The sequence below is a fragment of the Bradyrhizobium sp. CB2312 genome, assembly GCF_029714425.1.
Classification (GTDB): Bacteria; Pseudomonadota; Alphaproteobacteria; order Rhizobiales; family Xanthobacteraceae; genus Bradyrhizobium.
Window position 1 is genome coordinate 2,431,629 of sequence record NZ_CP121668.1, and the last position, 25,609, is coordinate 2,457,237.

The 25,609-nt window shown below is 64.8% G+C and carries 27 protein-coding genes and 1 other RNA gene; 16 read left to right on the forward strand and 12 right to left on the reverse strand.

What is annotated here, in order from left to right; all coding sequences use genetic code 11:
- Positions 1-111 precede the first annotated feature (111 nt).
- The 3 genes from QA642_RS11500 (at position 112) to QA642_RS11510 (ending at position 5,500) form a co-directional block, all read left to right on the forward strand.
- Entirely contained in the window at positions 112-3,747 is a 3,636-nt protein-coding gene (locus QA642_RS11500; protein WP_283084767.1) for an AsmA-like C-terminal region-containing protein, read from the forward strand.
- Positions 3,748-4,114: 367 nt separating this feature from the next.
- Complete coding sequence (locus QA642_RS11505) at positions 4,115-5,233, forward strand: DUF2336 domain-containing protein (RefSeq protein WP_283084768.1); 1,119 nt, start codon at positions 4,115-4,117, stop codon at positions 5,231-5,233.
- Between the two features lie 27 nt (positions 5,234-5,260).
- The gene (locus tag QA642_RS11510; protein ID WP_283084769.1) at positions 5,261-5,500 is read left to right on the forward strand and encodes a hypothetical protein; all 240 of its coding nucleotides are present in this window, start codon (positions 5,261-5,263) and stop codon (positions 5,498-5,500) included.
- A gap of 146 nt (positions 5,501-5,646) precedes the next feature.
- On the opposite strand, the gene QA642_RS11515 is transcribed toward QA642_RS11510, so the two are convergent.
- On the reverse strand, positions 5,647-5,880 hold the full coding sequence (locus tag QA642_RS11515) for a hypothetical protein (protein ID WP_283084770.1): 234 nt from the start codon (positions 5,878-5,880) through the stop codon (positions 5,647-5,649).
- A gap of 323 nt (positions 5,881-6,203) precedes the next feature.
- On the opposite strand from QA642_RS11515, the gene QA642_RS11520 reads away from it, so the two are divergent.
- Positions 6,204-6,695, forward strand: coding sequence for a DUF417 family protein (locus tag QA642_RS11520; protein ID WP_283084771.1), 492 nt, complete (start codon positions 6,204-6,206; stop codon positions 6,693-6,695).
- 121 nt (positions 6,696-6,816) lie between these two features.
- On the opposite strand, the gene QA642_RS11525 is transcribed toward QA642_RS11520, so the two are convergent.
- Together QA642_RS11525 and QA642_RS11530 are read right to left on the reverse strand one after the other, a co-directional pair.
- A complete protein-coding gene (locus QA642_RS11525; RefSeq protein ID WP_283084772.1) occupies positions 6,817-7,314 on the reverse strand; it encodes a GNAT family N-acetyltransferase in 498 nt (165 codons plus the stop codon).
- 190 nt (positions 7,315-7,504) lie between these two features.
- Positions 7,505-8,458, reverse strand: a complete 954-nt coding sequence (locus QA642_RS11530) for an AraC family transcriptional regulator (protein WP_283084773.1) — start codon at positions 8,456-8,458, stop codon at positions 7,505-7,507.
- 107 nt (positions 8,459-8,565) lie between these two features.
- On the opposite strand from QA642_RS11530, the gene QA642_RS11535 reads away from it, so the two are divergent.
- The 6 genes from QA642_RS11535 to QA642_RS11560 all read left to right on the forward strand — a co-directional run bounded on the left by QA642_RS11535 (position 8,566) and on the right by QA642_RS11560 (position 13,258).
- Positions 8,566-8,904, forward strand: coding sequence for a carboxymuconolactone decarboxylase family protein (locus QA642_RS11535; protein WP_342739290.1), 339 nt, complete (start codon positions 8,566-8,568; stop codon positions 8,902-8,904).
- Between the two features lie 125 nt (positions 8,905-9,029).
- Entirely contained in the window at positions 9,030-10,301 is a 1,272-nt protein-coding gene (soxC, locus tag QA642_RS11540; protein ID WP_283084774.1) for a sulfite dehydrogenase, read from the forward strand.
- Positions 10,288-10,836, forward strand: a complete 549-nt coding sequence (locus tag QA642_RS11545) for a cytochrome c (RefSeq protein ID WP_283084775.1) — start codon at positions 10,288-10,290, stop codon at positions 10,834-10,836. Before soxC ends, QA642_RS11545 begins: the two co-directional genes overlap by 14 nt.
- 7 nt (positions 10,837-10,843) lie before the next feature.
- A complete protein-coding gene (locus QA642_RS11550) occupies positions 10,844-11,314 on the forward strand; it encodes a DUF302 domain-containing protein (protein WP_283084776.1) in 471 nt (156 codons plus the stop codon).
- A 42-nt stretch (positions 11,315-11,356) separates the two neighbouring features.
- On the forward strand, positions 11,357-11,674 hold the full coding sequence (locus tag QA642_RS11555) for a hypothetical protein (RefSeq protein ID WP_283084777.1): 318 nt from the start codon (positions 11,357-11,359) through the stop codon (positions 11,672-11,674).
- Between the two features lie 828 nt (positions 11,675-12,502).
- Positions 12,503-13,258: an outer membrane beta-barrel protein gene (locus tag QA642_RS11560; RefSeq protein WP_283084778.1), complete on the forward strand. Its 756-nt coding sequence runs from the start codon at positions 12,503-12,505 to the stop codon at positions 13,256-13,258.
- A 92-nt stretch (positions 13,259-13,350) separates the two neighbouring features.
- On the opposite strand, the gene QA642_RS11565 is transcribed toward QA642_RS11560, so the two are convergent.
- Positions 13,351-14,034, reverse strand: a complete 684-nt coding sequence (locus tag QA642_RS11565; RefSeq protein WP_283084779.1) for a helix-turn-helix domain-containing protein — start codon at positions 14,032-14,034, stop codon at positions 13,351-13,353.
- A gap of 161 nt (positions 14,035-14,195) precedes the next feature.
- Between QA642_RS11565 and QA642_RS11570 the strand changes: the two genes are divergently transcribed.
- Positions 14,196-14,384, forward strand: a complete 189-nt coding sequence (locus QA642_RS11570; RefSeq protein WP_283084780.1) for a hypothetical protein — start codon at positions 14,196-14,198, stop codon at positions 14,382-14,384.
- A gap of 57 nt (positions 14,385-14,441) precedes the next feature.
- Here QA642_RS11570 and QA642_RS11575 read toward each other — a convergent pair whose 3' ends face one another.
- The 8 genes from QA642_RS11575 to ssrA form a co-directional block, all read right to left on the reverse strand.
- A complete protein-coding gene (locus QA642_RS11575) occupies positions 14,442-14,894 on the reverse strand; it encodes a hypothetical protein (protein ID WP_283084781.1) in 453 nt (150 codons plus the stop codon).
- A 321-nt stretch (positions 14,895-15,215) separates the two neighbouring features.
- Complete coding sequence (locus QA642_RS11580) at positions 15,216-17,087, reverse strand: ferrous iron transporter B (protein WP_283084782.1); 1,872 nt, start codon at positions 17,085-17,087, stop codon at positions 15,216-15,218.
- Positions 17,088-17,110: 23 nt separating this feature from the next.
- Positions 17,111-17,386, reverse strand: a complete 276-nt coding sequence (locus QA642_RS11585; RefSeq protein WP_027560531.1) for a FeoA family protein — start codon at positions 17,384-17,386, stop codon at positions 17,111-17,113.
- 114 nt (positions 17,387-17,500) lie between these two features.
- Positions 17,501-17,755, reverse strand: a complete 255-nt coding sequence (locus QA642_RS11590; protein ID WP_283084783.1) for a ribbon-helix-helix domain-containing protein — start codon at positions 17,753-17,755, stop codon at positions 17,501-17,503.
- Positions 17,752-17,940 carry a DUF4169 family protein gene (locus QA642_RS11595; RefSeq protein WP_283084784.1) on the reverse strand — a complete coding sequence of 63 codons (189 nt, stop codon included), beginning with the start codon at positions 17,938-17,940 and terminating at the stop codon, positions 17,752-17,754. The genes QA642_RS11590 and QA642_RS11595 overlap by 4 nt, the downstream gene beginning before the upstream one ends.
- A 275-nt stretch (positions 17,941-18,215) precedes the next feature.
- Positions 18,216-19,634, reverse strand: a complete 1,419-nt coding sequence (fumC, locus tag QA642_RS11600) for a class II fumarate hydratase (protein ID WP_283084785.1) — start codon at positions 19,632-19,634, stop codon at positions 18,216-18,218.
- Between the two features lie 101 nt (positions 19,635-19,735).
- Entirely contained in the window at positions 19,736-20,254 is a 519-nt protein-coding gene (locus QA642_RS11605) for a ClpXP protease specificity-enhancing factor SspB (protein ID WP_283084786.1), read from the reverse strand.
- A 116-nt stretch (positions 20,255-20,370) separates the two neighbouring features.
- Positions 20,371-20,737: a transfer-messenger RNA gene (gene ssrA / locus QA642_RS11610) on the reverse strand.
- A gap of 95 nt (positions 20,738-20,832) precedes the next feature.
- Here ssrA and QA642_RS11615 point away from each other — a divergent pair.
- The 5 genes from QA642_RS11615 (at position 20,833) to QA642_RS11635 (ending at position 25,474) form a co-directional block, all read left to right on the forward strand.
- Entirely contained in the window at positions 20,833-21,438 is a 606-nt protein-coding gene (locus QA642_RS11615; protein ID WP_283084787.1) for a chromate transporter, read from the forward strand.
- The gene (locus QA642_RS11620; RefSeq protein WP_283084788.1) at positions 21,435-21,965 is read left to right on the forward strand and encodes a chromate transporter; all 531 of its coding nucleotides are present in this window, start codon (positions 21,435-21,437) and stop codon (positions 21,963-21,965) included. The genes QA642_RS11615 and QA642_RS11620 overlap by 4 nt, the downstream gene beginning before the upstream one ends.
- 95 nt (positions 21,966-22,060) lie before the next feature.
- A complete protein-coding gene (locus tag QA642_RS11625; protein ID WP_283084789.1) occupies positions 22,061-22,822 on the forward strand; it encodes a tripartite tricarboxylate transporter TctB family protein in 762 nt (253 codons plus the stop codon).
- 7 nt (positions 22,823-22,829) lie between these two features.
- A complete protein-coding gene (locus QA642_RS11630; protein ID WP_283084790.1) occupies positions 22,830-24,344 on the forward strand; it encodes a tripartite tricarboxylate transporter permease in 1,515 nt (504 codons plus the stop codon).
- A 146-nt stretch (positions 24,345-24,490) separates the two neighbouring features.
- Positions 24,491-25,474 (forward strand): tripartite tricarboxylate transporter substrate binding protein BugD, encoded by a 984-nt coding sequence (locus QA642_RS11635; protein WP_283084791.1) that lies wholly within the window; start codon positions 24,491-24,493, stop codon positions 25,472-25,474.
- The last annotated feature ends 135 nt before the right edge of the window (positions 25,475-25,609 follow it).

The window sequence follows — 25,609 nt, forward strand, 5'->3', positions numbered from 1 at the left end:
GCGCGCAACAGTCGCTGTGACTTCGCCACACTTGGCCCTATATAAGGGGCTGTTCCGGCGCGCCTGAAGCCCTCAGGTTTGGCCCGGGCCGGTTTGGCCGAGGGGAGACCCGTGCAGACGACGCTGCTCGGATTAGCGATTGCCTTCATCATTGCGCTGCTGGCCGCGCTGATCGGGCCTTACTTCATCGACTGGAACCAGTTCCGGCCCCAGTTCGAGGCGGAGGCGAGCCGGATCATCGGCGTGCCGGTGCGGGTCGCGGGCGAGCTCGACGCGCGGCTGTTGCCGGCGCCGACCCTGCGGCTGCGCTCGGTCACGTTCGGCGGCAACAACGATCTCGGCCGCCTGCGCGCCGACAAGCTCGACGTCGAGTTCAGCCTGGGCTCCCTGATGCGCGGCGAATGGCGTGCCACCGAGCTTTCTGTCAATGGCATGGCGGTCGATCTCGGCCTCGATGCGCGCGGGCGGGTCGATCTGCCTTCGACCGCAAGCGGCACCTTCAACCTCGCTTCGCTCGCGATCGAGCGGGTCAATCTCACCGGCCGCATCGCCCTGCACGATGCCGCCAGCCGCTCGACCCTGGAATTGAACGACATCGCCTTCTCCGGCGACGTCCGCTCGCCCGCCGGCTCGGTGCGCGGCGACGGCAGCTTTACGGTCGGCCGCTCGCGCTATCCGTTCCGAATCTCCTCCGGCCCGAGCGCCGACGGCAGCGCGACGCGTCTGCATCTCAACGTCGATCCCGGCGAGCGTCCTATCCTGGCCGATCTCGAAGGCGTGCTCGCCTTCGACAACCGCCAGCCGAAATTCGACGGCGCGTTGACGCTCGCCGTGCCCGCGGCCAAAAAGCCGGGCGAGGCCGGGCCGACGCCGTGGAAGCTCACGACAAAACTCAAGGCCGATCCGGCCGGCGCCAAGTTCGAGCAGGTCGACGCCAGCTTCGGCGCGGAGGACAGCGCGCTCAAGCTCGGCGGCGTCGGCGATCTCAGGTTCGGCGCCGCGCCGCTGCTGCGCGCGGTGCTGTCGGCGCGTCAGGTCGATGCCGACAAGCTCGCCGGCAAGGACGATGCCGAGCCGCTGCGCATCCTGCCGGCGCTGCGCGCAGGGTTGGCCGCGATCCCGCAGGCGCCGATCCCGGCGCAGATCGAGTTCAACTCCGACCAGATCATGCTCGGCGGCCGTCCGCTCCAGAACATCGCCGCCGAGCTTTCGACCGACGGACGGTCGTGGACCTTCCAGAAGCTCGAACTGCGCGCGCCCGGCATGACGCAGCTGTCGCTCAACGGTGCGACGCCCGGCGCCGACAGCTTCAGCGGCCGCCTCAGCGTGGAGTCGTCCGATCCGGATACGCTGGTGGCCTGGCTCCAGGGCCGCAGCGAGATCAACCGCCGCAGCACGCGGCCGCTGCGCCTGTCCGGCGACGTCACCATCGCCGCCAACCATCTCGCCGTCGACAAGCTGAAAGCGGAGATCGAGGGCGGTGCCGTCGAAGGCCGCGTTGCGTTCGTGCAAACAGGCGCGAGCAAGGGCTCGCATATCGACGCCGAGATCAAGGCCGATCGTCTCGACCTCGATGCCGCCGCCAGTTTCGTGCGCGCGCTCGCCGGCCCGCAAGGCGAATGGCCGGAGGAGGCGAAGCTGTCGCTCGATATCGGCCGCGCCATCTCCGCCGGCCAGGAGCTGAAGCCGTTCATGGCCAAGCTCGGTTACGGCCCGGCGGCACTGTCGCTGGAGCAGTTGCGGTTCGGCCAGGCCGGCGGCGTCACCACCGAAGCGAGCGGCAGTTTTGATCGCACCAGGGCCACCGGCAAGCTCGCGCTGACATCCTCCGCCAATTCGCTGCGCGAGCTGACCGCGCTGATCGAGCCGTTTGCGCCTGCTGTGCGCGCACGGCTCGATGCTGTTCCGCCGCTGCCCGGTGCGACGCGCCTCAAGCTCGACCTCAGCCTCGACAAGAACGCCGAGCATGCCGATCGCAGCAACGCCCGCGCCGTGCTCGATCTCGACGCGCCGCAGCTCAAGGCTAGCGCGACGCTGACCGCGCAGACACCGGTCGCCGCCGTCAATGGCATCGATCTCGAGAAGTTGCGGAGCAGCGATTTCACGCTGGACTCGAAAGTCTCGACGCCGCAGGCCGGCGCCTTGCTGGCGCTGCTCGGGCTCGACCGCGTGGTGGCCGCAAGCGAGGGCGCTTCGCAGTTCGAAGGCAAGCTCAGCGGCGCCTGGCGCCGTCCGCTGCAATTGAACGCAAAGCTCAGCGGCGGCGGGCTGGACGCGGATGCGCAAGGCAATATCGAACTGTCGGAGCCCAAAGGCAGCGTGAATTTGCGCGTGCGCAATGCCAATCTGGCGCCGCTGTTCGGCACCAGCCCGGCAGACAAATCGGTGCAGAGCGTCAACCTGTCCGCGCGCGTCGGGCTATCCGGCAACCGCCTGACCTTCGACGATCTCGACAGCAGCGCGGCCGGTTCGCATCTGCGCGGCCATCTCGCCGTGACGCTCGACCCGGAAAGGAACGTCGAGGGCGAGGTCGGCCTCGACTCGCTCGATCTCATGCCCGCGCTCGCAATGGCCATTGGTGCTGCCGGACGTGATGCGGGCGAGCCGCTCAGCGCGGGGCTCATCGGTGGCTGGCGCGGCCGGATCGCCTTCCAGGCGCTGCACGGCACTTTGCCCGGCGGCATCGAGCTGCGTCCCGTCGGCGGCATCATCAGGAGCGACGGCCAGTCGCTCGCGCTCGATGGTCTCAAGGGCGGTCTCGGCGGCGGCGAGATGTCGGCGAGTTTCGACGCGCGCAACGGCGCCAACGGCCTCGCGCTGAGCGCGCGCATCGAGCTTGCCAATGTCGATGCGGCGAGCCTGCGCTACCGCGATCTCGCGCTGCCGAAGGGACGCGCCTCGGTGCAGATGGCGCTGACGAGCCAGGGGCGCAGCATCGCGGCGCTGACCGGCGCGCTCGCCGGCAATGGCACGGTGACGCTCGAGTCCGCCGAGATATCCGGTCTCAATCCGCGCGCCTTCGAGATCGCCATCCGCGCCAGCGACGGCGGCCAGGTCAGCGACGACAACCGCCTGAGGCAGCTGGTCGAGCCCGCCTTGTCGGCAGCTCCCATCGCGGTCGCCTCGGCGCAGATCCCGTTCACCATCCGCGACGGTCGGCTGCGGGTCGGCGCAACGCCGCTGGAAGCGAAGAACGCGCGCGCCATCGTCTCCGGCGGCTACGATATTCCCGCCGACCAGGCCGACATCCGCGCCAGCCTGACGCCGATCATGACCGGGCTCTCCGGCGCGCCGCCGGAAATCCAGCTGTTCGCGGCAGGTCCCCCCGACAGGCTGAGCCGCACCATCGATCTCGCGCCGCTGTCGTCCTGGCTCGCCGTGCGCACCATCGACCGCGAGACGCGCCGGCTGGACGCCATCGAGCGCGGCGAGCCGCCGCCGGCGACCGCTGCGCTGCCGACCCTGGTCTCGCCCGATCCGGTGCCGGAGCCGTCGCTGACCGACGTGCCGCTGCCCGGCCGCGACCCGCGTCGCGCGCCGCCGGCCAAGCCGAAGGCCGCGCCGACGCCGAAGACGCCGCAGGCCGCTCCCGCAGTGCCAAGCCCACCCCTTACAAGCCCGCCGCTCGCAAGCCAGCAGGTCGCACCTCTGCCGCCACCGATCGAGGTGAGACCGGCCCCGGGCCCGCCGCCGGCAAAGCCGAGGCCGAAGCCGCCGCTGGTCCTGACGCCACAGTCGAATCCGTAGGGGCTGATTGGTTCGCAGGGATCGGGCCGCGGGCTTTCTTAACCTCTCCCGCTTGCGGGAGAGGTCGCGCCAAAGGCGCGGGTGAGGGCTCTCTCCTCTAGGGGGCTATCCCTTTTGCGGAGACACCCTCTCCCCAACCCTCTCCCGCAAGCGGGAGAGGGGGCACACCCGTGCAGGACTTTCCCTCCTTACCCGCCGGTTAACGCATTCTCTCGCATTTGAATGAATTTTGGTCGGCAAAACTGATTTGCCGATTTTACTGAATTCTCGCATCTCGGCCCTAACGTTGTTCCCAGAGGAATTCGACGTGCTGCCAGCACGGGCAGGACGGCGCGCCAAAGGGCAACCAAGAACTGGGGTTATCGAGATGAACGGGGCGAAATCGCTTCTACAGGATCTGGACGACGCGATCGCGCGCGGCACCGACGAGAGCCGTGCGAAGGCGTTGTGGCATGCGACCGACATCCTGATCACGGGCCGCTACAGCGACGACGAGATCAGCATGTTCGGCGAGGTCATCGGCCGGCTCGCCGACGAGATCGAGGTGGCGGCGCGCGCGCAGCTTTCCGAGCTGATGGCGGCGTGCGATCACGCCCCGCTCAACGTCATCGAGAAGCTCGCCCTCGACGACGAGATCGAGGTCGCCGGTCCCGTGCTGCGCGATTCCAATCGCATCAACGAGAAGATGCTGGTCGAGAGCGCCCTGACCAAGGGCCAGGCGCATCTGCTCGCGATCTCGCAGCGCCAGCAGATCGGCGAGGCCGTGACCGACGTGCTGGTCAAGCGCGGCAACCAGGAGGTCGTGACCTCGGTTGCCAGGAACGAGGGCGCGCGCTTCTCCGGCTCCGGCCTGTTGCACATGGTCCGCCGCGCCGAGGGAGATTCGATCCTCGCCGAGCAGCTTGGCCTGCGCAAGGACGTGCCGCGGCACATCTTCCAGCAGCTGATCTCGAAGGCGTCGGAGGACGTCCGCCGCCGCCTCGCGACCGAGCGTCCCGAGATGATGGCGCAGATCCAGAGCTCGGTGACCGAGGTCACCGGCGACCTTCAGTCCAAGTTCGGCCCGTCCTCGCGCAGCTATTTCGTCGCCAAGCGCGTGGTGACGACGCAGCACCGCCAGGGCAACCTCAACCAGGACTCGATTTCGAATTACGCGCGCCAGCACCGCTTCGACGAGGTGCAGATCGGCCTGTCGCTGCTGTCGGCGCTGCCGGTCGACGTGATCGAGCGCGCGCTGATGGACCGCAACCGCGAGATGCTGCTGGTGCTGTGCAAGGCGCTCGACTTCTCCTGGGACACCACGATGTCGCTGCTGTTCCTCGGCGCCAAGGATCATCTGATCACGGCGCGCGAGCTCCAGGACAATGAGCGCGAGTTCGGCCGGCTCAAGATCGAGACCTCGCGCAGCATCTTGAAGTTCTACCAGTCGCGCAAGTCCGGCGCGGGTGCCGATGCGGGCCGTCAGCCCGAGCTCCAGGTTCACTGAGCGGAATTCGAGAGGGGAGTCATTGCAATGTTGCCTCAATTCGGCACCGCCGTTCGCAAGAACAAGAATCTCAACCAGGCCGTCACCGCCGATGTCGGCGCACCGGACAAGGCGTCGGTGGACGCCGCCTGGCTCGTTCTCGAAGCCGCCAACGATCTCGGCGACCACGCCGCGATCGAAGCCTGCCGCCGCGTCATCGACGCCGAACTGACCGGGACCGAGGCCCGCAGCTCGGACATCGATCTCGTGCTGGGGTATTTCAGGTAAGGCGTCGCAGGATGGGTGGAGCGCAGCGAAGCCCATCCTGCCGCGCGACGAAATCCATCTGCCGCCGTCGCGGCTCCCTGCGTCCGAAGACAATGCAAAAGGCCCCGCCGCAGCGGGGCCTCCTTGCTCAATCGTGCTAGTCCGCACTAATCGTCCCAGTCATGATGTCGGCGGATCACGAAGCCGCGGTCGTAGTCGCGATCGCGGTGGTACCAGCCGTGATGCCAGCCGCGGTCATGCTCGTAGATGCGGGCGCGCGGGCCGTCATAGTAATCCCTGTCGCCGCCGACATAGACGCCGATGCCGGCTGCATTGGCGATAGTGGGGGCACCGATTGCAAGCGTCGCTAGCGCTGCTAGAGCGTAAGTCAGCTTCCTCATCTGTTCCTCCTTGGTTTGCATCGTCGCGGGGTAACGGCTGCCGCCATCACCCGTTGCAGGAACAGCGACGAAACTTTCTTGAACGGCTGTTCAGGTCGGTTGCGTTCAAGCACTCCAGCGAACGAGTTGCATTGGAACTGCGAAAGCAACGAGAGAGGCGCCCATGGATGAACGACCAGATGGTGGAACAAGCCACGAAGAGACGCGCGCCGCACGCAGCTGTGATCTGTGAACCGGCCGGCCGCAGGTAACGCCGGAAGCTCCTCTCCGTATAGCCCGTAGCGAACGCTTCGTTCGCCAGCAGTCCGGGGAGACATCGTCACATGCAAGGGTTCAACGTCGCCGAGAGCGGTGGCGGTTCTTATCGTCCGCTCGCCATTCTTCGCTGGGTCATGGTGATCATCTTCATCTCGTTCGGCATGCAGAAATTCACGCTGCAATCCGCGCAAGGCATCGCTCAGTTCATCACCAACAGCCCGTTCATCTCCTGGCTGTCGGTGTTCGGCCTGAGGGGAGAGGCCTATTTTCTCGGTGTCGCCGAATTCGTGATTGCGGCGCTGCTTGTGGCCGGCAGCTTCAGTCCGCTCTTGTCTGCGGTCGGTTCATTCATGGGCGTCGTGACCTTCGCGATCACATGGTCATTCTTCTTCACGACGCCGGGCGTCGTGACATGGAGCCTTTCAACCGATCCGATGGCCTGGAATCTGGCCGGCGAGTTCCTGTTCAAGGACATCGTGCTCTTGTGCGTCTGCATTGTGCTGTTTCTCGCGTCCCTGCCGCAATCGATTGTCCGGTCGCGCAGGGGCTCAGCGTGAGCCGCTTTTACCGCTGGCCTGTAGGATGGGTAGAGCGCAGCGAAACCCATCATTGCCTGCCGAGCGTGCCGAAGCGTGATGGGTTTCGCTTCGCTCTACCCATCCTACGAGCTCGCGCCTCTCACCGCCGGATACGGTAGATCACCACATCCTCGCCGCGATGAATCGTGCTCTTCTCCAGAACATAGTCCGCCTTCTCCAGCACGCGGCGGGAGGCAATGTTTCCGACGAAGACGAGGCCGATGAGGGACGGCAGCTCGAGCTGCGACAGCCCGATCTCCGTCAGCGCGGTCGCGATCTCGCTCGCAAGTCCCTGGCCCCAGAACTCGCGCTTGAACGTGTAGACGATCTCGATCTCGTCGATGTCATCGACGACGATGTGCCGGATGCCCGCCCGTCCGGCGAAGGTGCCGTCTGTCGTTCGCAACGCCCACAGCCCAAAGCCATACTGGTCCCAGTGCGCCATGTTGACGGCGAGATATTGCGTCGTCGCCTCCGCCTCCCGCACGCCGCCGAGATAGCGGGACACGTCGGGGTCGAGATGCAGCGCGATGAGGTCGGCGAGGTGACTGTCGTTCAGCCGCTCGGCGGTCAACCTCGTCGTGCTGAAGCGATTCATGGAAAAAGACTGCCGCTTTGGAGATGGCCAGCGACGCCGGGACCGACACTGCCATCTGCCCCAGTTTTGCCCGCAGGGTCAATCGGCGCTTAAAGCGCGATGAGATCAGGATGAATCGTCATCGCGCTTTAGATTATTGTTTGAGCATGATCTTTCCGGAAAACCGCTGCGCACTTTTCCGGATCATGCTTTAGCCCGTCGTGCCTTGCTGATGGCCAGGTCCCGCCACTCTCAAGGCACTGGGGCGCAGGCCGTATCTGCGCATCATGGCCTTGCTCAAGGCGCTTTCGGACGCGTAGCCGACTTCGCTCGCGATCTTTGCGATCGGATCGGAGGTGCCGGCCAGCCGCTTGCGCGCGATCGTCAGTCTCAAATCGGCCAGGAACGTCATCGGCGCGAGCCCGGCGCGCTTGCGGAAGGCGCGTACCAACGTCGCGCGCGATGCGATGGCGACCGTCGCCATCTCGTCGAGCGTCCAGTCCCTGGCGAGATCGTTGAGGATTGCCGCCACGACGCGCGCCGTGGTGCGGTCCCGCAACAGCGACATCGTCCCGTTCCCGGAGGCTTCGTCGGCGAGATGGTCGCGGAGCATCATGACGAACAGCGCCCGCGCAAGGTCGGCCGCGACCATCTCCGCTCCAACCCGCCCGGCCTCGAGCTCGTCGCGGATGTCGATCAGCAGGTGCCGAAATCTTTCCAGCAGCGGCTCTCCCGCCGTGCGCAGGACGATCTCGTCGGGAAGGGCCGCGATCAGCGGATTCTCGTCCGAGGTTTCGAACAGGAAGCGGCCGCACAGGAGTTCGGTCTCGACCTCGGCACCGATCGTTGCGCGCTGCCGGACGCCGTTCCGGAGCTCGGTCGAAATCCGCCCGACAACGCCGCTCGTCTGGCTCCGGACCGCGTGACTGTCGCCGTGCGGCAGCAGGAGGATGTCGCCGGCCTCCAGCCGCTGCGGGCCGAGGCCCGGCCGCTCGACCACGCAAGAGCCGCGCGTCACCATGTGGAATTGCGCCCAACCCTTGCCGTTTGGTGCGTGTAGCGACTCCCAGCTGCCGCCAAACTTGCAGGAATCCTCGATCACGGGACGGATCCTGAACAGCGGCACCATCGCCTTCAACAACTCCGCCGCTTCCGCCTCCGACATTCCTCTCCCCTTGATCCGCGCGGACATGAGTCCGAGCCGCCCGGCCATTCCACGGAGCGGCAGAGCGCATCTAACTTACCCTCATCACGACGAGAAGGAAGCATCTCATGGCCATGCTCGACTGGAACAACTATCGTCGCCAGATCGTCGCCGGTGTCGGCGAGATCGGCAAGCTGGCGCCCGACACGGTCAAGGGTTACGCAACCCTGAGCGGCGCGGGCGCCAAGACAAATCACCTCGATGCGAAGACGCGCGAGCTGATCGCACTCGCGGTCGCCATCAGCCTGCGTTGTGACGGCTGTATCACCGTTCACGCGGCCGAGGCGAAAAAGCACGGCGCGAGCGAAGGCGAGATTGCCGAAGCGCTCGGCGCCGCCATCTCGGTCAATGCCGGCGCCGCGCTGGTCTACGCGACCCGTGCGCATGAGGCTTTCAAGGAAGCGTGAGCAAACGCACCGACCTCATTCCTTCTAACACAACCTAACGCGCAATCGTCGCAGCGTCGTGTCAGTGTCGCGACGTGAGCGCGGCCGTCATTTTCGAAAAAGCACGTTTACCGAGGGGAGAGCCCATGACGTCCAAGACGCCAACCGAATTGTCGCCACGGCCTGCGAATGTGTCGCGCCGCGGCTTCGTGGGAGGCCTGTCGGCGGGGATCCTTGGCGCGGTCGCGACCGAGGCAGCCGGCGCCGAAACCCTGGCCGACGTGCCCGACCGCGGGCCCGGTGCCGATCTCAGCGCGCACAGTGAGCGCTCCCGTTTCGCAAAACTCGATCGCATTCCCGAGGCCACGCCGGGCAAGCGCAACGTCGATCCCGGCGATGCCATCAATTCCAAGACGCCGCACCAGAAGCTGATGGGCAACATCACGCCGACCGACCTGCACTACGAGCGCAGCCATTCCGGCGTGCCCGACATCGATCCCGCGCAGCACCGGCTGCTGATTCACGGCATGGTCTCGAAGCCGCTGGTGTTCAGCGTCGAGGACCTGAAGCGGATGCCGTCGGTCACGCGCGTCGTGTTCATCGAGTGCACCGGCAACGGATGGGAGAATTGGGAAAAGGCCGACCCTGACATCACGGTGCAGAACACGCATGGCCTCGTCAGCACCAATGAATGGACCGGCGTGCCGCTGAAATTCCTGATCGACCTCGTCGCCAAGGACAAGGGCTCGAGCTGGATGTTGGCCGAAGGCGGTGATGGCGCGGGCGTCGACCGCAGCATTCCGCTCACCGACGAGATCGTGAACGAGGCTTTCGTCGCCTACGGGCAGAACGGCGAGCCGCTGCGGCCCGCGCACGGTTTTCCGATGCGGCTGGTGATGCCGGGCTTCGAGGGCAACCTCAACATCAAATGGCTGCGCCGCCTCAAGTTCGGCAACGCGCCCTGGATGACGCGCTGGGAGACCGCGCGTTACACGCAGCTTCTCGCGAACGGCAAGGCGCGGCAGTTTCAGCTGCGGATGGAGACCAACTCGGTCATCACCCAGCCCTCGGGCATGATGCAGATTCAGCCGGGCTACAACCGCATCTCCGGCCTTGCCTGGAGCGGTCACGGCAAGATCGCCAGGGTCGAGATCTCGACCGACGGCGCGAAGACATGGAAGCCGGCGCAATTGAGCCAGCCGGTGCTGTCCAAGGCGCAGGTGCGCTTCCAGATGGATTGGGTGTGGGACGGCAAACCGACGAAAATCGTGAGCCGCTCGACCGACGAGAAGGGCAACGTGCAGCCGGACCGGCAGTCCTTCATCGCCGCGATGGGGACCAATGCGCTGTTTCACTACAACGCCCAGCAGACCTGGAGCATCGACGAGGCCGGGAGGGTCCGCAATGTCCTCGCGTAACAAGCTGGTTTTCGTTGGCATTCTCACCGCCGGTCTGCTCGCGGCTCCCGCATTGGCGTTCGATTTCGGGCGCCCCGCGACGCCCCAGGAGATCAAGCTGTGGGACATCGATGTCGGCCCCGATGGCAAAGGCCTGCCTGACGGCAGCGGCACCGCGGTCCAGGGCAAGCAGATTTTCGCCGACAATTGCGCGGCTTGTCATGGCGACAACGGCCAGGGCGGCATCAAGGATCGTCTCGCCGGCGGCCAGGGCACGCTCGCTTCCAACATGCCGGTCAAGACGGTCGGCAGCTTCTGGCCCTATGCCACGACCTTGTTCGACTACATCCATCGCGCGATGCCCTATCCGACGCCGGGCTCGCTCAGCACCGACGAGACTTACGCCGTCACCGCCTACATATTGAGCCTCAACGGCATCGTTCCCGCCGATGGCAAGGTCGACAAGGAGTCTTTGCCGAAGATCAAAATGCCCAATCGGGACGGCTTCGTTCCGGTGCCGGAATTCGATCCGGCCAAACTGTTCCGCAACAAGTGAGCGGCTGATGAGGGTTTCGGCACTGATCAGGATCCTCGCGCTGATCGCAGCGACATGTTCATGGGAGACGCAAGTCATGGCTGCAGACGGACTCATCACCATCAAGAGCAGTTTCGGGCCCGAAGACACCATGAAGCGGCTTGAGGCCGAGGTGAAGGCGAAGGGCCTCATTGTATTCGCCCATGTCGATCACGCCGCGGGCGCGGCTGCGGTCGGCCTGCCGCTGCGGCCGACCGATCTCATCATCTTCGGCAACGCCAAGGGCGGCACGCCGTTGATGCAGCAGGCCCAAACCATCGGCATCGACCTGCCACTGAAGGCGCTGGTTTGGCAGGACGAACAGGGCGCGACCTGGCTGTCTTACAACGATCCCGCCTATGTCGCGGGGCGTCATGGCGTTGGCGAGCCGGCCAAGGCTGCCATCACCGCAATGACCGGCGCGCTGCATGCAATCGCAACCAAGGCCACGGCACAGTAGGCGTGATGCCGTGGCCCTCCTAGCGCACAAAAGGAGAGATCCATGAGTGTTACACATGACCAACCGGCACCATCCAGCCCGCAAGACGGCAAGCTCGCCCGATGGCTGGTGATCGCGGTGCTGTGCGCGTTGCTCGTCGGCGCCGGCGCGCTCGGCTATCTCGGCTGGGTCAGCACGGATACCAAGGTGCCGGAGGCAGGCTATGTCGCGCTGGTGCTCGGCGTCGTGTTCTCGCTGATCGTCGGCGTCGGCCTGATGGCCTTGGTGTTCTACAGCAGCCGCGCGGGCTATGACGAACCCGCGGTGCTGATCCAGGAGCCGGAAAGCGATCCGGAGGATGGACGCGATCAGTCGCGCTAGCGGCCCGCACGGTCGTGCAGGTCAAAATCGATGATGCCATCATGCCGGTGCTTCGGCCGACGCGTTAGCGGATTGTCCGAAGTATCGCAGGATGGGTGGAGCGCAGCGAAACCCATCGCCGCTGTTGGGAAATGATGGGTTTCGCTTTCGCTCTACCAGCCTACGGGCTACTGACCTGGTTCATGGAACTGGCTCGTCGGTGAAGCGCGATCTTGCTCGTACTGTGACCGCTGATGCCGCATGCCCCTATCCCCCGGGTCAACCGGCTGTTGGTCCGTAGCCTGGCGCGTCAGTCGCCCATAAAAAGTAGTCAAGCAGCAGCTTGATCTGAATCAAGCGCGCGCATGACAATTGCACCACAACGCGACGCCAAGGGATGGTGACATGTTGGCGTGAGCGATGAGTCCGACTTGGTACGTCACCTTTGAAATACATCAGCGAGGCATTCTACCGAGGAAGCGGAGCCCGCGCGAGACGAAGACTTTTGCGACCGAGCAAGAAGCCAAGCTGTTCGCGCGCGCCAAGCGCGATGAGGGATGCGCCGTCTTTGCAGGCACGATCAACCCGCACCTTCCAAGGCGATTAATCCCGTCCTCCGGCATCAATGCGTGGCTTGCCGACGAACAGGATGGCGCCGCGACTACCGGCACTTCGAACACCGACTAAGCACTTTTCCATGCATAGCGATGGCGCTTAGGTGTTGCCATTTTGTTACGGGGCAACACTCCCCGCGCGCGTAAACTTCAGGCTGTTCGCAGAGTTTATGCACGCCAGCCTGCATAAGGCTTTGCGTCTGACGTAAGAAATTTGAGCAAAGGGGACGAAACGATGAAAAAGCTTTCGATCGCGGCGATCGGCTTCGCGGCGCTGAGCATGGCGGCTCCGGCCTTGGCGGCCGATATGGCCGTCAAGGCGCCGCCGCCCGCGCCGGTGGTGGCGGTTTACAACTGGACCGGATTTTACATTGGCGCCAACGGAGGCTGGGGGCAGAGCCACGGTTGCGTGGATTTCATAACGCCCGCAGGAACCGTCGCAAGCGGTTGCGCCGATCGCTCCGGCGGCCTCGCCGGCGGACAGATCGGGTACCGCTGGCAAACCAATCAGTTCGTGCTCGGCCTGGAAGCCCAGGGCGATTGGGCCGAGATCAAGAACACGCGCGTCAGCCTGATCGATCCGTTCATCTCGACCACGGGCAAGATCGACGGGATCGGGCTGTTCACGGCCCAGCTCGGTTGGGCATGGAACGCCTCGCTGCTCTACGTGAAGGGCGGCGCCGCAGTGACGCGCAATCGCTTTGACATCTTCAACAATGTCACCGGCGTCGGCCTCGCTTCGGCAGGCCACACGCGCTGGGGCGGAGCGCTGGGCGTCGGCTGGGAATACGGCTTCACGCCGAACTGGACGTTCGGCATCGAGTACGACCACCTCTGGATGGGACGTGACAACACGGCCTTTGCAGGTGTGGTCACGCCCGGCGGGTTCACGCTGACCGGCAGCGGGGTCAGCCAGGATGTGGACATGGTCACGCTTCGGTTGAACTACCGCTTCGGCGGGTACGGTGCGCCGATCGCGGCGCGCTATTGATCTGAAGTCTTCCCAGTGAACTCAGGCCCCGGCATCGACCGGGGCCTTTTTCATGGGAGGTCGAAGAAGCAGGGATGCCTGTTGCTGCAGAGTCAGTTCTGGCGGTCGAGCCCGGCAAGTTGCTGCCTGTCCACGAGAACGATGTGACGCTGGCTTTTGTCGATGAAACGAAGGATGCCGAGCTCGCGCAGGTGCGACAGAGATCGTGAGATGGTCTCGATCGTCAGGCCGAGATAGTCGGCTATGTCGCGCCTGGTCATCGGCAGCGCGAGAACGCCTGCGGCGGTGAGCCGCTTGTCCATTTCGATCAGGAAGGCGGCGACCCGCTCCATCGACGTCTTGCGTCCGAGCAGCAGCACATGATCTTCCGCATGCCCAAGATTCGTAGCCGCCATGCGGAGAAGACTCCTGGTCAAGGTGCCGTCATTCTCGGCGGCGGCGTCGAGGCTCTCGCGCCTGACGAGATGCACGATCGTGTCGACCATGGCTTCCGTGCTGAAGCGGTGGACATCGCCGTTCTCCAGCCCGAAGAAGTCGCCGGGAACGTGGAAGGCACCGACGTGGCGACGTCCGCCGGACAGCAGTTTGTAGCTTCGTACCGCGCCCGACTTGACTTGGTAGACAAATTCGATCGGCTCTTTCTCGCCGTAGATCTCGCTGCCACGTGTGTAGGTGAACTCGCTCAGGCTGATCGTCGGATTTGAGGCGGAGAGCATTCCGAACTCTATGAGCGTATGTGGGCGGGGAAGCGAGGCCGAGGTCTGGTGCATCGGCATTTGTCCAACTCCTCAATCAGGCGACGATCGGATTTGTCAGCCACGGCGCATGTGACACCGGCCAGTGTCGTGCCGCACGAGTTCCTCGCAAAATTCGAGCTTGTTCTAACGCGGAACTGGTGACTATCGTCATAAGGTTCATTGTACCAATGGACAGCACGATGCTGCTCTTCGACGGCGCGTCGTCGGTCGACGCGCCGTTCTGCTCGTCGGGCTCGAACGTGACGAGCCTTGCAGGAAGCCTGGCCGGACAAATCTTTCCAATCACAGCTTCCGCCTTGCAGAGCTTCTCGCCGTGGATGGAGCAGTGGCGATATCGGATCGACGGCGAGAAAAAAGACCGCAGCTAGCGCAACGTGGGTGCTTGAAGGCTTCCGATGCTTTGGATGCTGGTTTTACCAGCTCAATTACCAGTATCTGTACCCGAACCATCCGAATGGCCCCTGCCGAGCCGCCAGGACCATTTGGGGCGGCGTGTGTCGCTTCGACCGCACAGAGGCGTGTTGGGACTTGCGCGATCGCTTGTGACCGACCGCCTCGCTTGGCGGCGAGTTCGGGCGCGTCATGGCGAGTGCGTTGGCAACCGCCGGAGTTTGGGCCCGGATCATCGGCGGTTCTGCGCGGTCAAGAGGAGCAGTGGCTTGCGCGACCGGCACCTCGGGGGCCGCTGCGACGATGACCGGCATGCTGGTATCGAGGATCACGCGTTCAGGCAATTTGCGATCCGAGTGAATGCGTATCGCCGGCCGGTCTGCGGCGCCCTTCTCGGCGATCGGGGCTTTCGGGAGACAAAAGTCCACAAGGAAGAGGAGGACGAGCAACGCTGCACCGACCTTCCAGAAGTACGCCAGCAACGACATCTCGCTCGCTCCGTGCCCCCCACAATGGGCCCAGCTTGCGACGACGTTGCGCGATTTTCCAATGCGCTGTGAGAACGGGCTTGATTCAAATCAAGCGCGCGAAGAAATCTCCGATGCGGTTACGAAGTTCCTTCGACAATGCCATCGTGCCAGTGGCTTTGCCGGGCGAAGTAATACGGCCGGTATGGCACTTTCGATGATGCCATTATGCCGGTGTTTTGCCCGACGTGTCAAACGCATTTCGGATAATGCGCAAATCCTTGATATCGCAACCCCTGTCTACTGTGCATGGGGTTGTTTTCGAAGTTTGGGTTACGAGGGCTATCCGGCGCCGAGCGCCACCGCGACGTTGTAGGTCACGAGGCTCGCGGCATAGGCCAGCACCAGCATGTAGGCGAAGGTCGCAGCCATCCACCCCCAGCTGCCGGTCTCGCGCCGGATCACGGCGAGCGTGGAGGCGCATTGCGGGGCGAAGATGTACCAGGCCAGCATCGACAGGGCGGTTGCGAGCGACCATTTCGTCGCCAGCACCTGGCCGATCTGCTCGGCCGCTTCCTTGCCGCCTTCGATCGCATAGACGGTGCCGAGCGCCGCGACCGCGACCTCGCGCGCCGCCATGCCCGGGATCAGGGCGACCGCGATCTGCCAGTTGAAGCCGACAGGGGCGAGCAGCGGCTCCAGCGCCTTGCCGATGATGGCGGCAAGGCTGAAGTCGATCGCGGGCTCGGTGGCGCCAGCGGGCGGCTGCGGGAACGAGGCCAGGAACCAGATCAGCACCATCATCGAGAAGATCGTGGTGCCGGCGCGTTGCAGGAACATCTTGGCGCGGGTGTAGATGCCGATCGCGATCGATTTCAGCCTGGGCATCTTGTAGTCCGGCAGCTCCAGCATGAACGGCGCCGGCGCGTAGTCGCGGATCATGAAGAACTTGATCACGAACGAGACGGCGAGCGCGCTGATGATGCCGGTGGCATAGAGGCCGAACATCACGAGGCCTTGCAGGTTGATGAAGTCCCAGACGTCCTTTGCCGGAATGAAGGCGGAGATGATCAGCGTGTAGACCGGAATGCGCGCCGAGCAGGTCATCAGCGGCGCGATCAGGATCGTGGTCAGCCGGTCGCGCTTGTTGTCGATCACGCGCGTCGCCATGATGCCGGGGATGGCGCAGGCAAAGCTCGACAGCAGCGGAATGAAGGCGCGGCCGTGCAGCCCCGCGCCGCCCATGATGCGGTCCATCAGGAACGCGGCGCGCGCCATGTAGCCGAAATCTTCCAGCAGCAGGATAAACAGGAAGATGAGGATGATCTGCGGCAGGAACACGATCACGCTGCCGACGCCCGCGATCACGCCGTTCTGCAGGAAGCTCTGCAGCAGGCCGTCGGGCAGGGTGGCCTGCACGAACTCCCCGAGCGTGTCGAAGCCGGACTTGAGCAGGTCCATCGCCGGCTGCGCCCAGGCGAACACCGCCTGGAACATCACGAACAGGATCAGCGCGAGCACGATCAGCCCGCCGACCGGATGCAACACCACGGCGTCGATCCGCGCGGTCCAGGTATCGGGCCTAGCAGGCAGGCTGACGCAGTCGGCGATGATGCGGTCGGCCTCGCGCTGGGTGGCACGCAGCTCGGAGACGCTGAGCGCGCGCCAGCTGTTCTCGGCGGGCTCGGCCGAGAGCTTGGCCGAGATCTCGTCGGTCAGCGCCAGCAGGTCGGCGGTGCCGCCCTTGCGCACCGCGATCGAGGTGACCACGGGCACGCCGAGCTCCTTGGCGAGCCGTTCGACGTCGACGGTGATGCCGCGGCGGCTCGCGATGTCGAACATGTTGAGCACGAGGACCATCGGCCGTCCGGTGCGCTTCAGCTCCAGCAGCAGGCGGATGGTCAGGCGCAGATTGGTGGAGTCGGCGACGCATAGCACGAGGTCGGGCACGATCTCGCCGGAGGCCTTGCCGAGCACGAAATCACGGGTGATCTCCTCGTCCGGGCTACGGCCGCGCAGCGAATAGGTGCCGGGCAGGTCGACCACGGAGACCTGGCGGCCCAAGGGCGTGACGAAGAAGCCTTCCTTACGCTCGACGGTGACACCCGGATAGTTCGCGACCTTCTGCCGGCTGCCGGTCAGCGCGTTGAACAGCGAGGTCTTGCCGCTGTTGGGCGTGCCGACCAGGGCGAGATGCAGCAGGGGTAATTCCATGGGAGCAGATATCCGGTCGCTGCTTACGCGACGATGATGGCCATGGCTTCGCGACGGCGCACCGCGATCGTGATGTTGTCGACCCGTACGGCGATCGGATCGCGCCCGACCAGCCCCTCGTGCAGGACCTCGACCCGGGCGCCCTCGACGAAGCCGAGCTCGATCAGCCGGCTCTCCAGCTCGATGTCCGAGAGAGCCGAGCCTGCGTCCTTGGCGGAGAGGTGCTGGATGACGCCGGTATAGCCGCGCTGGGCCAGGCCCAGCGGCATCTCGCGGCGCGTATCATGGGTGTCGGTCATGCCCTGTATTTTCAACGCAGGGCATTGAGGTCAAGCGCGCTTGCCCACGGAAGCTGCACCTTAGAGTGATTTTAAAGTGCAGATCACGAAGGCGTGGGGAAAGGAGCCTCGGCCCTACTGCGCCGGGACCTTGTCCGCCTGGATGGCGGCCATGGCGCGGCTCTTGAAGTAGTCGAGCACGAACAGGCGGATCGCCGAGGACAGGTTGCCCTGCTGGCGGGCGCCGTCGATTTCGCCGACGAGCTCGGACAGGGTCATGTTGCGCAGGCCCGAGATCTCCTTCATGCCGTTCCAGAACGCCTCTTCCAGGCTGACGCTGGTCTTGTGGCCGGCGACCACGATCGACCGTTTCACGACGGGCGACTTCATGGCTGCTCCTCGCGATCGATCTGATGCCGGTCCAGATCCGCCTTCGCCTTGTCCGCGCGCGTCTCCTCCGCCGACCGCTCCGCCTTCGTGCGGCCGAACTTCGCCCGGTTGGCGTCCGCCTGCTTCGCCGAGGCTTCCCGCTCGGCGCGCTTCCTGAAACGATTCAGGTTGATGACGTTCCCCATGCCGCGTCTCCATCATCCGATCCTCATCAGGCAGGATGAAACATTCAGAAACAGGGTGGCGCGCTGCGCCCCGTAAGACTTGATCTTCATTCGCTCATCCTCGTCAATCGGCCCTTCGGGCCATCAAACGATGAATTTCGCCCGTCAAGGCATACGGCGGCGTAACACGCCGCTCGGCCATTTCATTGACGGTAATCAAATCCCGCCTCTAAAGCCGCATATTTCTGAGCGCCGAGTGCCCGTATCATTACGGATGACTATCGGAATTCGGAATTTTATCCCGGGCTGGTCATCTTTTCGGGGCGCACCAGGCGGTCGAACTCGTCCGCCGAGACGAAGCCGAGCCGCAGCGCCTCCTCCTTCAGCGTGGTGCCGTTGGCATGCGCCGTCTTGGCCACCTTGGCGGCGTTGTCGTAGCCGATCTTCGGGGCCAGCGCCGTGACCAGCATCAGCGAGCGCTGCATCAGCTCCCTGATGCGCTTTTCGTCGGCGCGGATGCCGCTGACGCAATGCTCGGTGAAGGAGCGCGCCGCATCCGCCATCAGGCGGATCGAGTGCAGCATGTTGTAGGCCAGCACCGGCTTGTAGACGTTGAGCTCGAAATGGCCCTGGCTGCCGGCGACCGTGATGGCGGTGTGATTGCCGAACACCTGGCAGCACACCATGGTCATCGCCTCGCACTGCGTCGGGTTGACCTTGCCCGGCATGATCGAGGAGCCCGGCTCGTTTTCCGGCAGGATCAATTCGCCGAGCCCCGAGCGCGGGCCGGATCCGAGCAGGCGGATGTCGTTGGCGATCTTGAACAGGCCGGTCGCGACGGAATTGATGGCGCCGTGCGCCAATACATAGGCGTCGTTCGAGGCCAGCGCCTCGAATTTGTTGGCGGCGCTGGTGAAGGGGAGCTTCGTAATCCCGGTAACGTGCTTTGCGAAGAGCTTTGCAAAGCGCGGTTTCGAGTTGAGGCCGGTGCCGACGGCTGTGCCGCCCTGCGCCAGCGGATAGAGGTCCTTCACCGCGACCTTCAGTCGCGCGATGCCGCTCTCGACCTGCGCGGCATAGCCGGAGAATTCCTGGCCGAGCGTCAGCGGCGTCGCATCCTGGGTATGGGTGCGGCCGATCTTGACGATCTTGCCGAACTCTTTCTCCTTCTTGCGGAGTGCCCCGAGCAGCTCACCGAGGGCAGGAACGAGGTCGGCGTTGATGCGGCGCGCCGCCGCGATGTGCATCGCGGTCGGGAAGGAGTCGTTTGACGACTGGCTCATGTTGACGTGGTCGTTGGGATGCACCGGCTTCTTGGCGCCGAGCTCGCCGCCGAGCAGCTCGTTGGCGCGGTTGGCGATCACCTCGTTGAGGTTCATGTTGCTCTGGGTGCCCGACCCGGTCTGCCACACAACAAGCGGGAAATGGTCGTCCAGCTTGCCCTCGATCACCTCGCGCGCGGCGCGGATGATGGCATTGGCCCGGCGCTCGTCGAGCAGGCCGAGCTCGAGGTTGGACTGCGCCGCGGCGAGCTTGACGATGCCGAGCGCGTGCACGAGCGCGATCGGCATGCGATCGGTGCCGATGCGGAAATTCTGGCGCGAGCGCTCGGTCTGTGCCCCCCAATAGCGATCGGCGGGGACCTCGATCGGACCGAAGCTGTCGGTCTCGGTGCGGGTTGCGGCGTTGCGTGCGGGGCGGGTCGTCTTGGCCATGAGCATATCCATCCTGTCGCGCGAAACGCCGCGCGGCCTTCCGATATGCTTCTCTATATAGACAGTTTGGGCGAACGCGACGGCCGCGCGCGCACCCTAGATCATTTCTTGCGGAAACGATCGAGCCGCACGACCTCGGCGCCGCCCTGGCTCGGCGGGGTCGGCTCATCCGCGGCTTCCGCGTTCTCGACGGCAGGCGCGGGCACCGACACGGCGGAAGGAGCGGGGGCTGCCGGCAATGTTTCCGGCGCGACCTCGGCAACGTCGGAGGTGTCGAACTGCAGGCCGAACTTCACCGACGGATCGAGGAAGCTCTTGATGGCGCTGAACGGCACCACCAGCCGCTCCGGAATGCCGCCGAAGGACAGGCCGACCTCGAAACGGTCCTCGAGCACGGTCAGGTCCCAGAACTGGTGCTGGAGGATGATCGTCATCTCTTCCGGATATTGCGCAAGCAGCCGCGACGACAGCTTCACGCCCTCGGCCTTCGACACGAAGGTGATGAAGAAATGGTGCTCGCCCGGCAGGCCATGGGCGGCGGCATCGGTCAGCACCTTCCGCAGCACGCCGCGCAGCGCGTCGCGGGCCAGCACATCGTATCGGATATGATCGGTCGCCATGGTGGTCCTGTTGCATCCCCGGAGCCAGACCCCGCCGGCCCGACTCGCCAAGCCGCAATAGTACCGCGCCTGACGGGTCAGCAGGAGTCCCCGCCGGAGAGGAAATCAAAGAGTAAAGTGGAGGCTTCTGTTGCCAGGTGCCTCCGAACCCCGCCTAGCGGAGCTTAACCCGCTAGGACTTTAGAGTGGTCTTTCAAACTGCGTTACGCAGCCTGAGCAACCGGAGCAAAGTTGTCGTTGGCAACTATTGCAGTAGCCCGATAACGGCGGAACAATACCGGGAAAAAGCACGCCCTTTACGCCCTCGTCGATCCTATTTCGCCCCCGCCAAAGCCCGCTCTGGCAACAGCCCAAGGGTGGGCTTTGGTGGAGGCGCCGGGTACCGCCCCCGGGTCCGAATGGTTTATTACGACGACCGTTTATTTCCATAGCCGGCGAACCGGCACCCCCAATATAGGGGGCAAAGGTTTCAAAAAACAGAGGTTTCGAGCGGCGATCGCGCGGTTCCCTTTGGATAGGTTCCGGAAGGTCCGCCTATCACCTTGGCCGCGCCGCTGCGCCCGTTCTAAGCTCCTGACATGCCCCCGGATTCCGTACCGGCCGTTCAAGAGCCGGATATCCCCGTCGCCCACGCCCCGCCGCCCGGCTTGCTGGCGCTGTTCCTGGCCTTCGCCCGGATGTCGCTGGCCGGTTTCGGCGGGGTCTTGGTGTTCGCCCGGCACGCCATCGTCGATCAGCACCGCTGGATGACGGCGGACGAGTTCAACGAGACTTTTGCGCTCTGCCATTTCCTGCCCGGGCCCAACATCGTCAATCTGTCGATGGTGTTCGGCTCGCGGCTGCGCGGGATCGCCGGCGGCATTGCCGCCTTCAGCGGGCTGTTGCTGCCGCCGACACTGATCATGACCGTGCTCGCGATCATCTATGCCCGGTTCGGCGACGTCGAGGTGCTGCGCCGAATCCTCGCCGGGATTTCCTGCTCCGCGGTCGGCCTCCTGATCGCGGTGGTCTTCCGCATGATGACGCCGCTGCTGAAGCGGATGGATGTCGTGGTGCTCCTCCTGATGCTCGGCGTGTTCGTCGCCATCGGCGTGCTCCGCCTGCCGCTCCAGGCGGTGCTGCTGGTCGCGATCCCCGTCAGCATCGGCGTCACATATCTGATGCGGCGGAAGGTAGCAGCATGACCAACGAAAACCCGATCTGGGCGCTGATCTCCACCTTTGGTCTAATGTCGCTGTTTGCGGTCGGCGGCGCCGCGGCGGCGGTGCCGGAGATGCACCGCATCGCGGTCGACGTGCATCACTGGATGACCGAGAAACAGTTCACGGATGCCTTTGCGATCGCGCAGCTCTCGCCAGGTCCGAACGTGCTTATCGTCACGTTAATCGGCTATGCCGTTGCCGGCATTCCCGGGGCCTTGGCGGCGACGCTGGCGATGTGCCTGCCGACCGCGTTGCTTGCCTATTATGTCAGCGGTCTGCTGAGCCGGCCCAGCCAGTCGCGCTGGCCCGGCCTGATCCAGGCTGCACTGGTTCCGCTGTCGATCGGATTGATGGCAGCGAGCGCCCTGATCCTGGCCCAGTCGACCGATCGCACGCTTGTTGCACTGCTTCTGACCGCGATGGTTGCGGTGATCGCGTCGGTCTCGCGCATCAACCCGCTCTGGCTCCTGCTCGCCGGAGGAGCGTTGGGTTTTGCTGGCATTGTGTGATGAAAATCGCTAGGCAGTGATGCGGCCCGGGGATCCCTTTCCAGCCGATTTAGAACAACAGTGCTCGTGACTTACGGGTCGCGGAGGAGACATGCATGGCCGATACGATGGGCCACTCGGCGACAGCCACCCGAAACACCGCGGTGGCGCTCGGCTTTTGTCTGCTGGCGCTTGCGCCGCAGATTTTCGAATTCATCTGGTCGATCGGGACGATCTTCGGCTGGGGTGCGGGACGTGGCCCGGCCACCGTGCTGATCAGCCACGCCACCGCGCTGGTGGCGGGTGCGCCCGCAGCCCTGATCGCAGCGGCCGGCGGTGAGACCAAGAAGGCGTCCTCCGATGTGCTGCTGGCGCTGATCTATTCCTATCCGATCTTCGCGGTGGCGATCGTCACGCTGTTCATGACCATCCGCTCGGCGCAGGACTATGTCGGCGGCGTCATTCTGATGGCGGTCGCCCTGTTTGCGCTGTGGGCTTCGAGCGATTTGCAGGGCATGCGCGGTTTCTCCTTCGGCGCAGGCACCGCGCCGCGGATGTTCGGCGGGCTTCTGGTCGCGCTGTCCGCCGGCATCGCCCTGACCGGCCTTCTGACCGACGGGCCGGGAATGTCCCATTATTCCTGGCGCGGGCCGCTGTTCGTGATGGTTGCGATCCTGTTCTTCGCGCTCTCGATCCGCCCGCTCGGCCTCGTCGTCACGGCCTTCGCAAGCTTCATGATCGCCGCAACCGGGTCGCATGAGACGCGGTGGCTGGAGGCCGCCATCGTCGGCGCCTGCCTGACGCTCGGCTGCGCGATCCTATTCCCCTACGTGCTCGGCCTGCCGATGCCGATGTTTCCGCGTTTCCTGATCCAGTGAGGGCGTGATGGATATTTTTGCCAACCTCGCTCACGGCTTCGCCGTCGCGCTCTCTCCGATCAACCTCCTGATGTGCCTGATCGGTGCCCTCGTCGGCACGCTGGTCGGCGTTCTCCCCGGTATCGGCACCATCGCGACCGTCGCGATGCTGCTGCCGATCACCTTCGGTCTGCCGCCGGTCGGCGCGCTGATCATGCTCGCCGGCATCTATTACGGCGCGCAATATGGCGGCTCGACCACGTCGATCCTGGTCAATATTCCAGGTGAGGCGACATCGGTCGTCACCGCCATCGACGGCCACCAGATGGCCAAGCAGGGCCGTGCCGGCCCGGCGCTGGCGATCGCGGCGATCGGCTCGTTTTTTGCCGGCTGCGTCGCGACCGTCTTGATCGCCGTCCTCGGCGCGCCGCTCACGAAGCTCGCGCTGGCGTTCGGTCCGGCCGAATATTTCTCGCTGATGGTGCTCGGCCTGATCTTCGCGGTCGTGCTGGCCAAGGGCTCGGTGCTGAAGGCGATCGCGATGATCGTGTTCGGCCTCTTGCTCTCGATAGTCGGCTCGGACATCGAGACCGGCGCCTCGCGCATGGCCTTCAACATTCCGGAGCTCGCCGACGGTCTCGGCTTTGCGACGGTGGCGATGGGTGTATTCGGCTTCGCCGAGATCATCCGCAATCTCGACGCCGGCGCCGAGATGAACCGCGACCTCGTGCAGCAGAAGATCACCGGCCTGATGCCGACCAGGAAGGACCTGATCGACTCGACGCCACCGATCCTGCGCGGCACCGTGCTCGGCTCGATCCTCGGCATCCTTCCGGGCGGCGGCGCGGTGATCGCCTCGTTCGCGGCCTACACGCTCGAGAAGAAGCTCGCGAAGGATCCGAAGCGGTTCGGCCGCGGCGCGATCGAGGGCGTGGCGGCGCCGGAAAGCGCCAACAATGCCGCAGCGCAGACCTCCTTCATCCCGCTGCTCACCCTCGGCATCCCGCCGAACGCGGTGATGGCGCTGATGGTCGGCGCGATGACGATCCACGGCATCGTGCCGGGTCCGCAGGTGATGCAGAAGCAGCCGGATCTCGTCTGGGGCATGATCGCCTCGATGTGGATCGGCAACCTGATGCTGATCATCATCAACCTGCCGCTGGTCGGCATCTGGGTCCGCCTGCTGCGTGTGCCTTACCGGCTGATGTTCCCCTCGATCGTGATCTTCTGCGCGATCGGCATCTACTCGGTGAACAACGCCCCGGTCGACGTCATCCTCGCAGGCGTGTTCGGCCTGGTCGGCTACTGGCTGATCAAGCACGATTTCGAGCCGGCGCCGCTGCTGCTCGGCATGGTGCTGGGACCGCTGATGGAAGAGAACCTGCGCCGTGCGCTGCTGATCTCGCGCGGCGACTGGAGCGTGTTCCTGACGCGGCCGCTGTCGGCGGTGCTGCTGGCGATCTCGTTCGGCCTGTTGGTGCTCACGGTGTTGCCGACGCTGCGTGCCAAGCGCGACGAGGTGTTCACCGAGTCCGAGAACTGATCGCGTCCGCGCGGCCCTGCGTCCGCGCTGCGCCCTGCGTCCGCGCGCCGCATTCGGAAGTCGAATCGACGTGTGTGATGTCTTCGTGACATGAAAATGCCGGCCCTTGTGGCCGGCATTTTTGTTTGTGTCCCGGGGAAAACGATATGACCTCTCTTCGCGTGCTTGCTACGGGCGCATGTGCTGCCGCGCTCGCATCGCTGTGCGCCTTTGTCGCACCGGTGAAAGCGCAAAACTATCCGACGCGCAGCATCACCATGATCGTGCCGTTCGCAGCGGGCGGGCCGACCGATGTCATCTCGCGCATCGTTACCGCGCATATGGCTCAGACGCTGGGGCAGAGCATCATCATCGAGAACGTGGTCGGCGCCGGCGGCACCACCGCGACCACGCGCGCCGCACGCGCGGCCAATGACGGCTATACGCTCATCACCGGGCATATGGGCACGCACGCGGCATCCGTGCCGCTCTATCCCAAGCTCGCCTATCATCCCGAAAAGGATTTTGAGCCGATCGCGTTGCTCGCGGGCACGCCGATCCTGATCCTCGCGCGCAAGGACTTTCCGCCGAAGGATCTCAAGGAGTTCGTGACTTACGTGAAGGCGAATGCCGAGAAGGTGAATGCGGCGCATGCCGGCGTCGGCTCGGTCTCGCATGTCTCCTGCGAGCTCCTGCACTCGATCCTCGACGTCAAGCCGGTCGGCGTGCCCTTCAACGGCACGGGTCCGGCGATGAACGCGCTGGTGGCGGGCCAGGTCGACTACATGTGCGACCAGATCGTCAACGCGGTTCCGCAGATCAACGCCGGCACCATCAAGGCCTATGCGATCGCAACGCCCGAGCGCAATCCATCGCTGCCGAACGTGCCGACCACGGCGGAAGCCGGCCTGCCGAACTTCCAGGCCCAGGCCTGGAACGCGATGTTCGCGCCCAAGGGAACGTCGCCCGCGATCATCGCGAGCCTGAACGCGGCCGCCATCAAGGCGCTCGACGACGAGACCGTGAAGAAGCGCCTGCTCGAGCTCGGCAGCGTCATCCCGGCCGCCAAGGACCGGACGCCGGAAGCCCTGGCGACCCTCGTCAAGAACGAGATCGCGAAGTGGAGCCCGGTGCTCAAGCCGGCGACTTAGCCAGCACTTTCAAGCCGATAGGCAAGGGGCGGGATGCAAGTTCCGCCCCTTGTCGTTTGCCCCGGGAACGCTCACCTTTTCCGGGTATAATCTGTGGGAGCAGCGAATCGCCGCTGTCGCAGCGCGGGGGCGGCC

Coding starts and splice junctions, on each gene's coding strand:
- QA642_RS11580 (WP_283084782.1), bottom strand. CDS start 17,087: ATGGAATTACCCCTGCTGCATCTCGCCCTGGTCGGCACGCCCAACAGC.
- QA642_RS11625 (WP_283084789.1), top strand. CDS start 22,061: ATGGCCGATACGATGGGCCACTCGGCGACAGCCACCCGAAACACCGCG.
- QA642_RS11555 (WP_283084777.1), top strand. CDS start 11,357: ATGAGTGTTACACATGACCAACCGGCACCATCCAGCCCGCAAGACGGC.
- QA642_RS11545 (WP_283084775.1), top strand. CDS start 10,288: ATGTCCTCGCGTAACAAGCTGGTTTTCGTTGGCATTCTCACCGCCGGT.
- QA642_RS11520 (WP_283084771.1), top strand. CDS start 6,204: ATGCAAGGGTTCAACGTCGCCGAGAGCGGTGGCGGTTCTTATCGTCCG.
- QA642_RS11510 (WP_283084769.1), top strand. CDS start 5,261: ATGTTGCCTCAATTCGGCACCGCCGTTCGCAAGAACAAGAATCTCAAC.
- QA642_RS11525 (WP_283084772.1), bottom strand. CDS start 7,314: ATGAATCGCTTCAGCACGACGAGGTTGACCGCCGAGCGGCTGAACGAC.
- fumC (WP_283084785.1), bottom strand. CDS start 19,634: ATGGCCAAGACGACCCGCCCCGCACGCAACGCCGCAACCCGCACCGAG.
- QA642_RS11635 (WP_283084791.1), top strand. CDS start 24,491: ATGACCTCTCTTCGCGTGCTTGCTACGGGCGCATGTGCTGCCGCGCTC.
- QA642_RS11515 (WP_283084770.1), bottom strand. CDS start 5,880: ATGAGGAAGCTGACTTACGCTCTAGCAGCGCTAGCGACGCTTGCAATC.
- QA642_RS11565 (WP_283084779.1), bottom strand. CDS start 14,034: ATGCCGATGCACCAGACCTCGGCCTCGCTTCCCCGCCCACATACGCTC.
- QA642_RS11585 (WP_027560531.1), bottom strand. CDS start 17,386: ATGACCGACACCCATGATACGCGCCGCGAGATGCCGCTGGGCCTGGCC.
- QA642_RS11535 (WP_342739290.1), top strand. CDS start 8,566: ATGGCCATGCTCGACTGGAACAACTATCGTCGCCAGATCGTCGCCGGT.
- QA642_RS11575 (WP_283084781.1), bottom strand. CDS start 14,894: ATGTCGTTGCTGGCGTACTTCTGGAAGGTCGGTGCAGCGTTGCTCGTC.
- QA642_RS11620 (WP_283084788.1), top strand. CDS start 21,435: ATGACCAACGAAAACCCGATCTGGGCGCTGATCTCCACCTTTGGTCTA.
- QA642_RS11590 (WP_283084783.1), bottom strand. CDS start 17,755: ATGAAGTCGCCCGTCGTGAAACGGTCGATCGTGGTCGCCGGCCACAAG.
- QA642_RS11630 (WP_283084790.1), top strand. CDS start 22,830: ATGGATATTTTTGCCAACCTCGCTCACGGCTTCGCCGTCGCGCTCTCT.
- QA642_RS11505 (WP_283084768.1), top strand. CDS start 4,115: ATGAACGGGGCGAAATCGCTTCTACAGGATCTGGACGACGCGATCGCG.
- QA642_RS11570 (WP_283084780.1), top strand. CDS start 14,196: ATGCTGCTCTTCGACGGCGCGTCGTCGGTCGACGCGCCGTTCTGCTCG.
- QA642_RS11530 (WP_283084773.1), bottom strand. CDS start 8,458: ATGTCGGAGGCGGAAGCGGCGGAGTTGTTGAAGGCGATGGTGCCGCTG.
- QA642_RS11615 (WP_283084787.1), top strand. CDS start 20,833: ATGCCCCCGGATTCCGTACCGGCCGTTCAAGAGCCGGATATCCCCGTC.
- QA642_RS11605 (WP_283084786.1), bottom strand. CDS start 20,254: ATGGCGACCGATCATATCCGATACGATGTGCTGGCCCGCGACGCGCTG.
- soxC (WP_283084774.1), top strand. CDS start 9,030: ATGACGTCCAAGACGCCAACCGAATTGTCGCCACGGCCTGCGAATGTG.
- QA642_RS11550 (WP_283084776.1), top strand. CDS start 10,844: ATGAGGGTTTCGGCACTGATCAGGATCCTCGCGCTGATCGCAGCGACA.
- QA642_RS11560 (WP_283084778.1), top strand. CDS start 12,503: ATGAAAAAGCTTTCGATCGCGGCGATCGGCTTCGCGGCGCTGAGCATG.
- QA642_RS11595 (WP_283084784.1), bottom strand. CDS start 17,940: ATGGGGAACGTCATCAACCTGAATCGTTTCAGGAAGCGCGCCGAGCGG.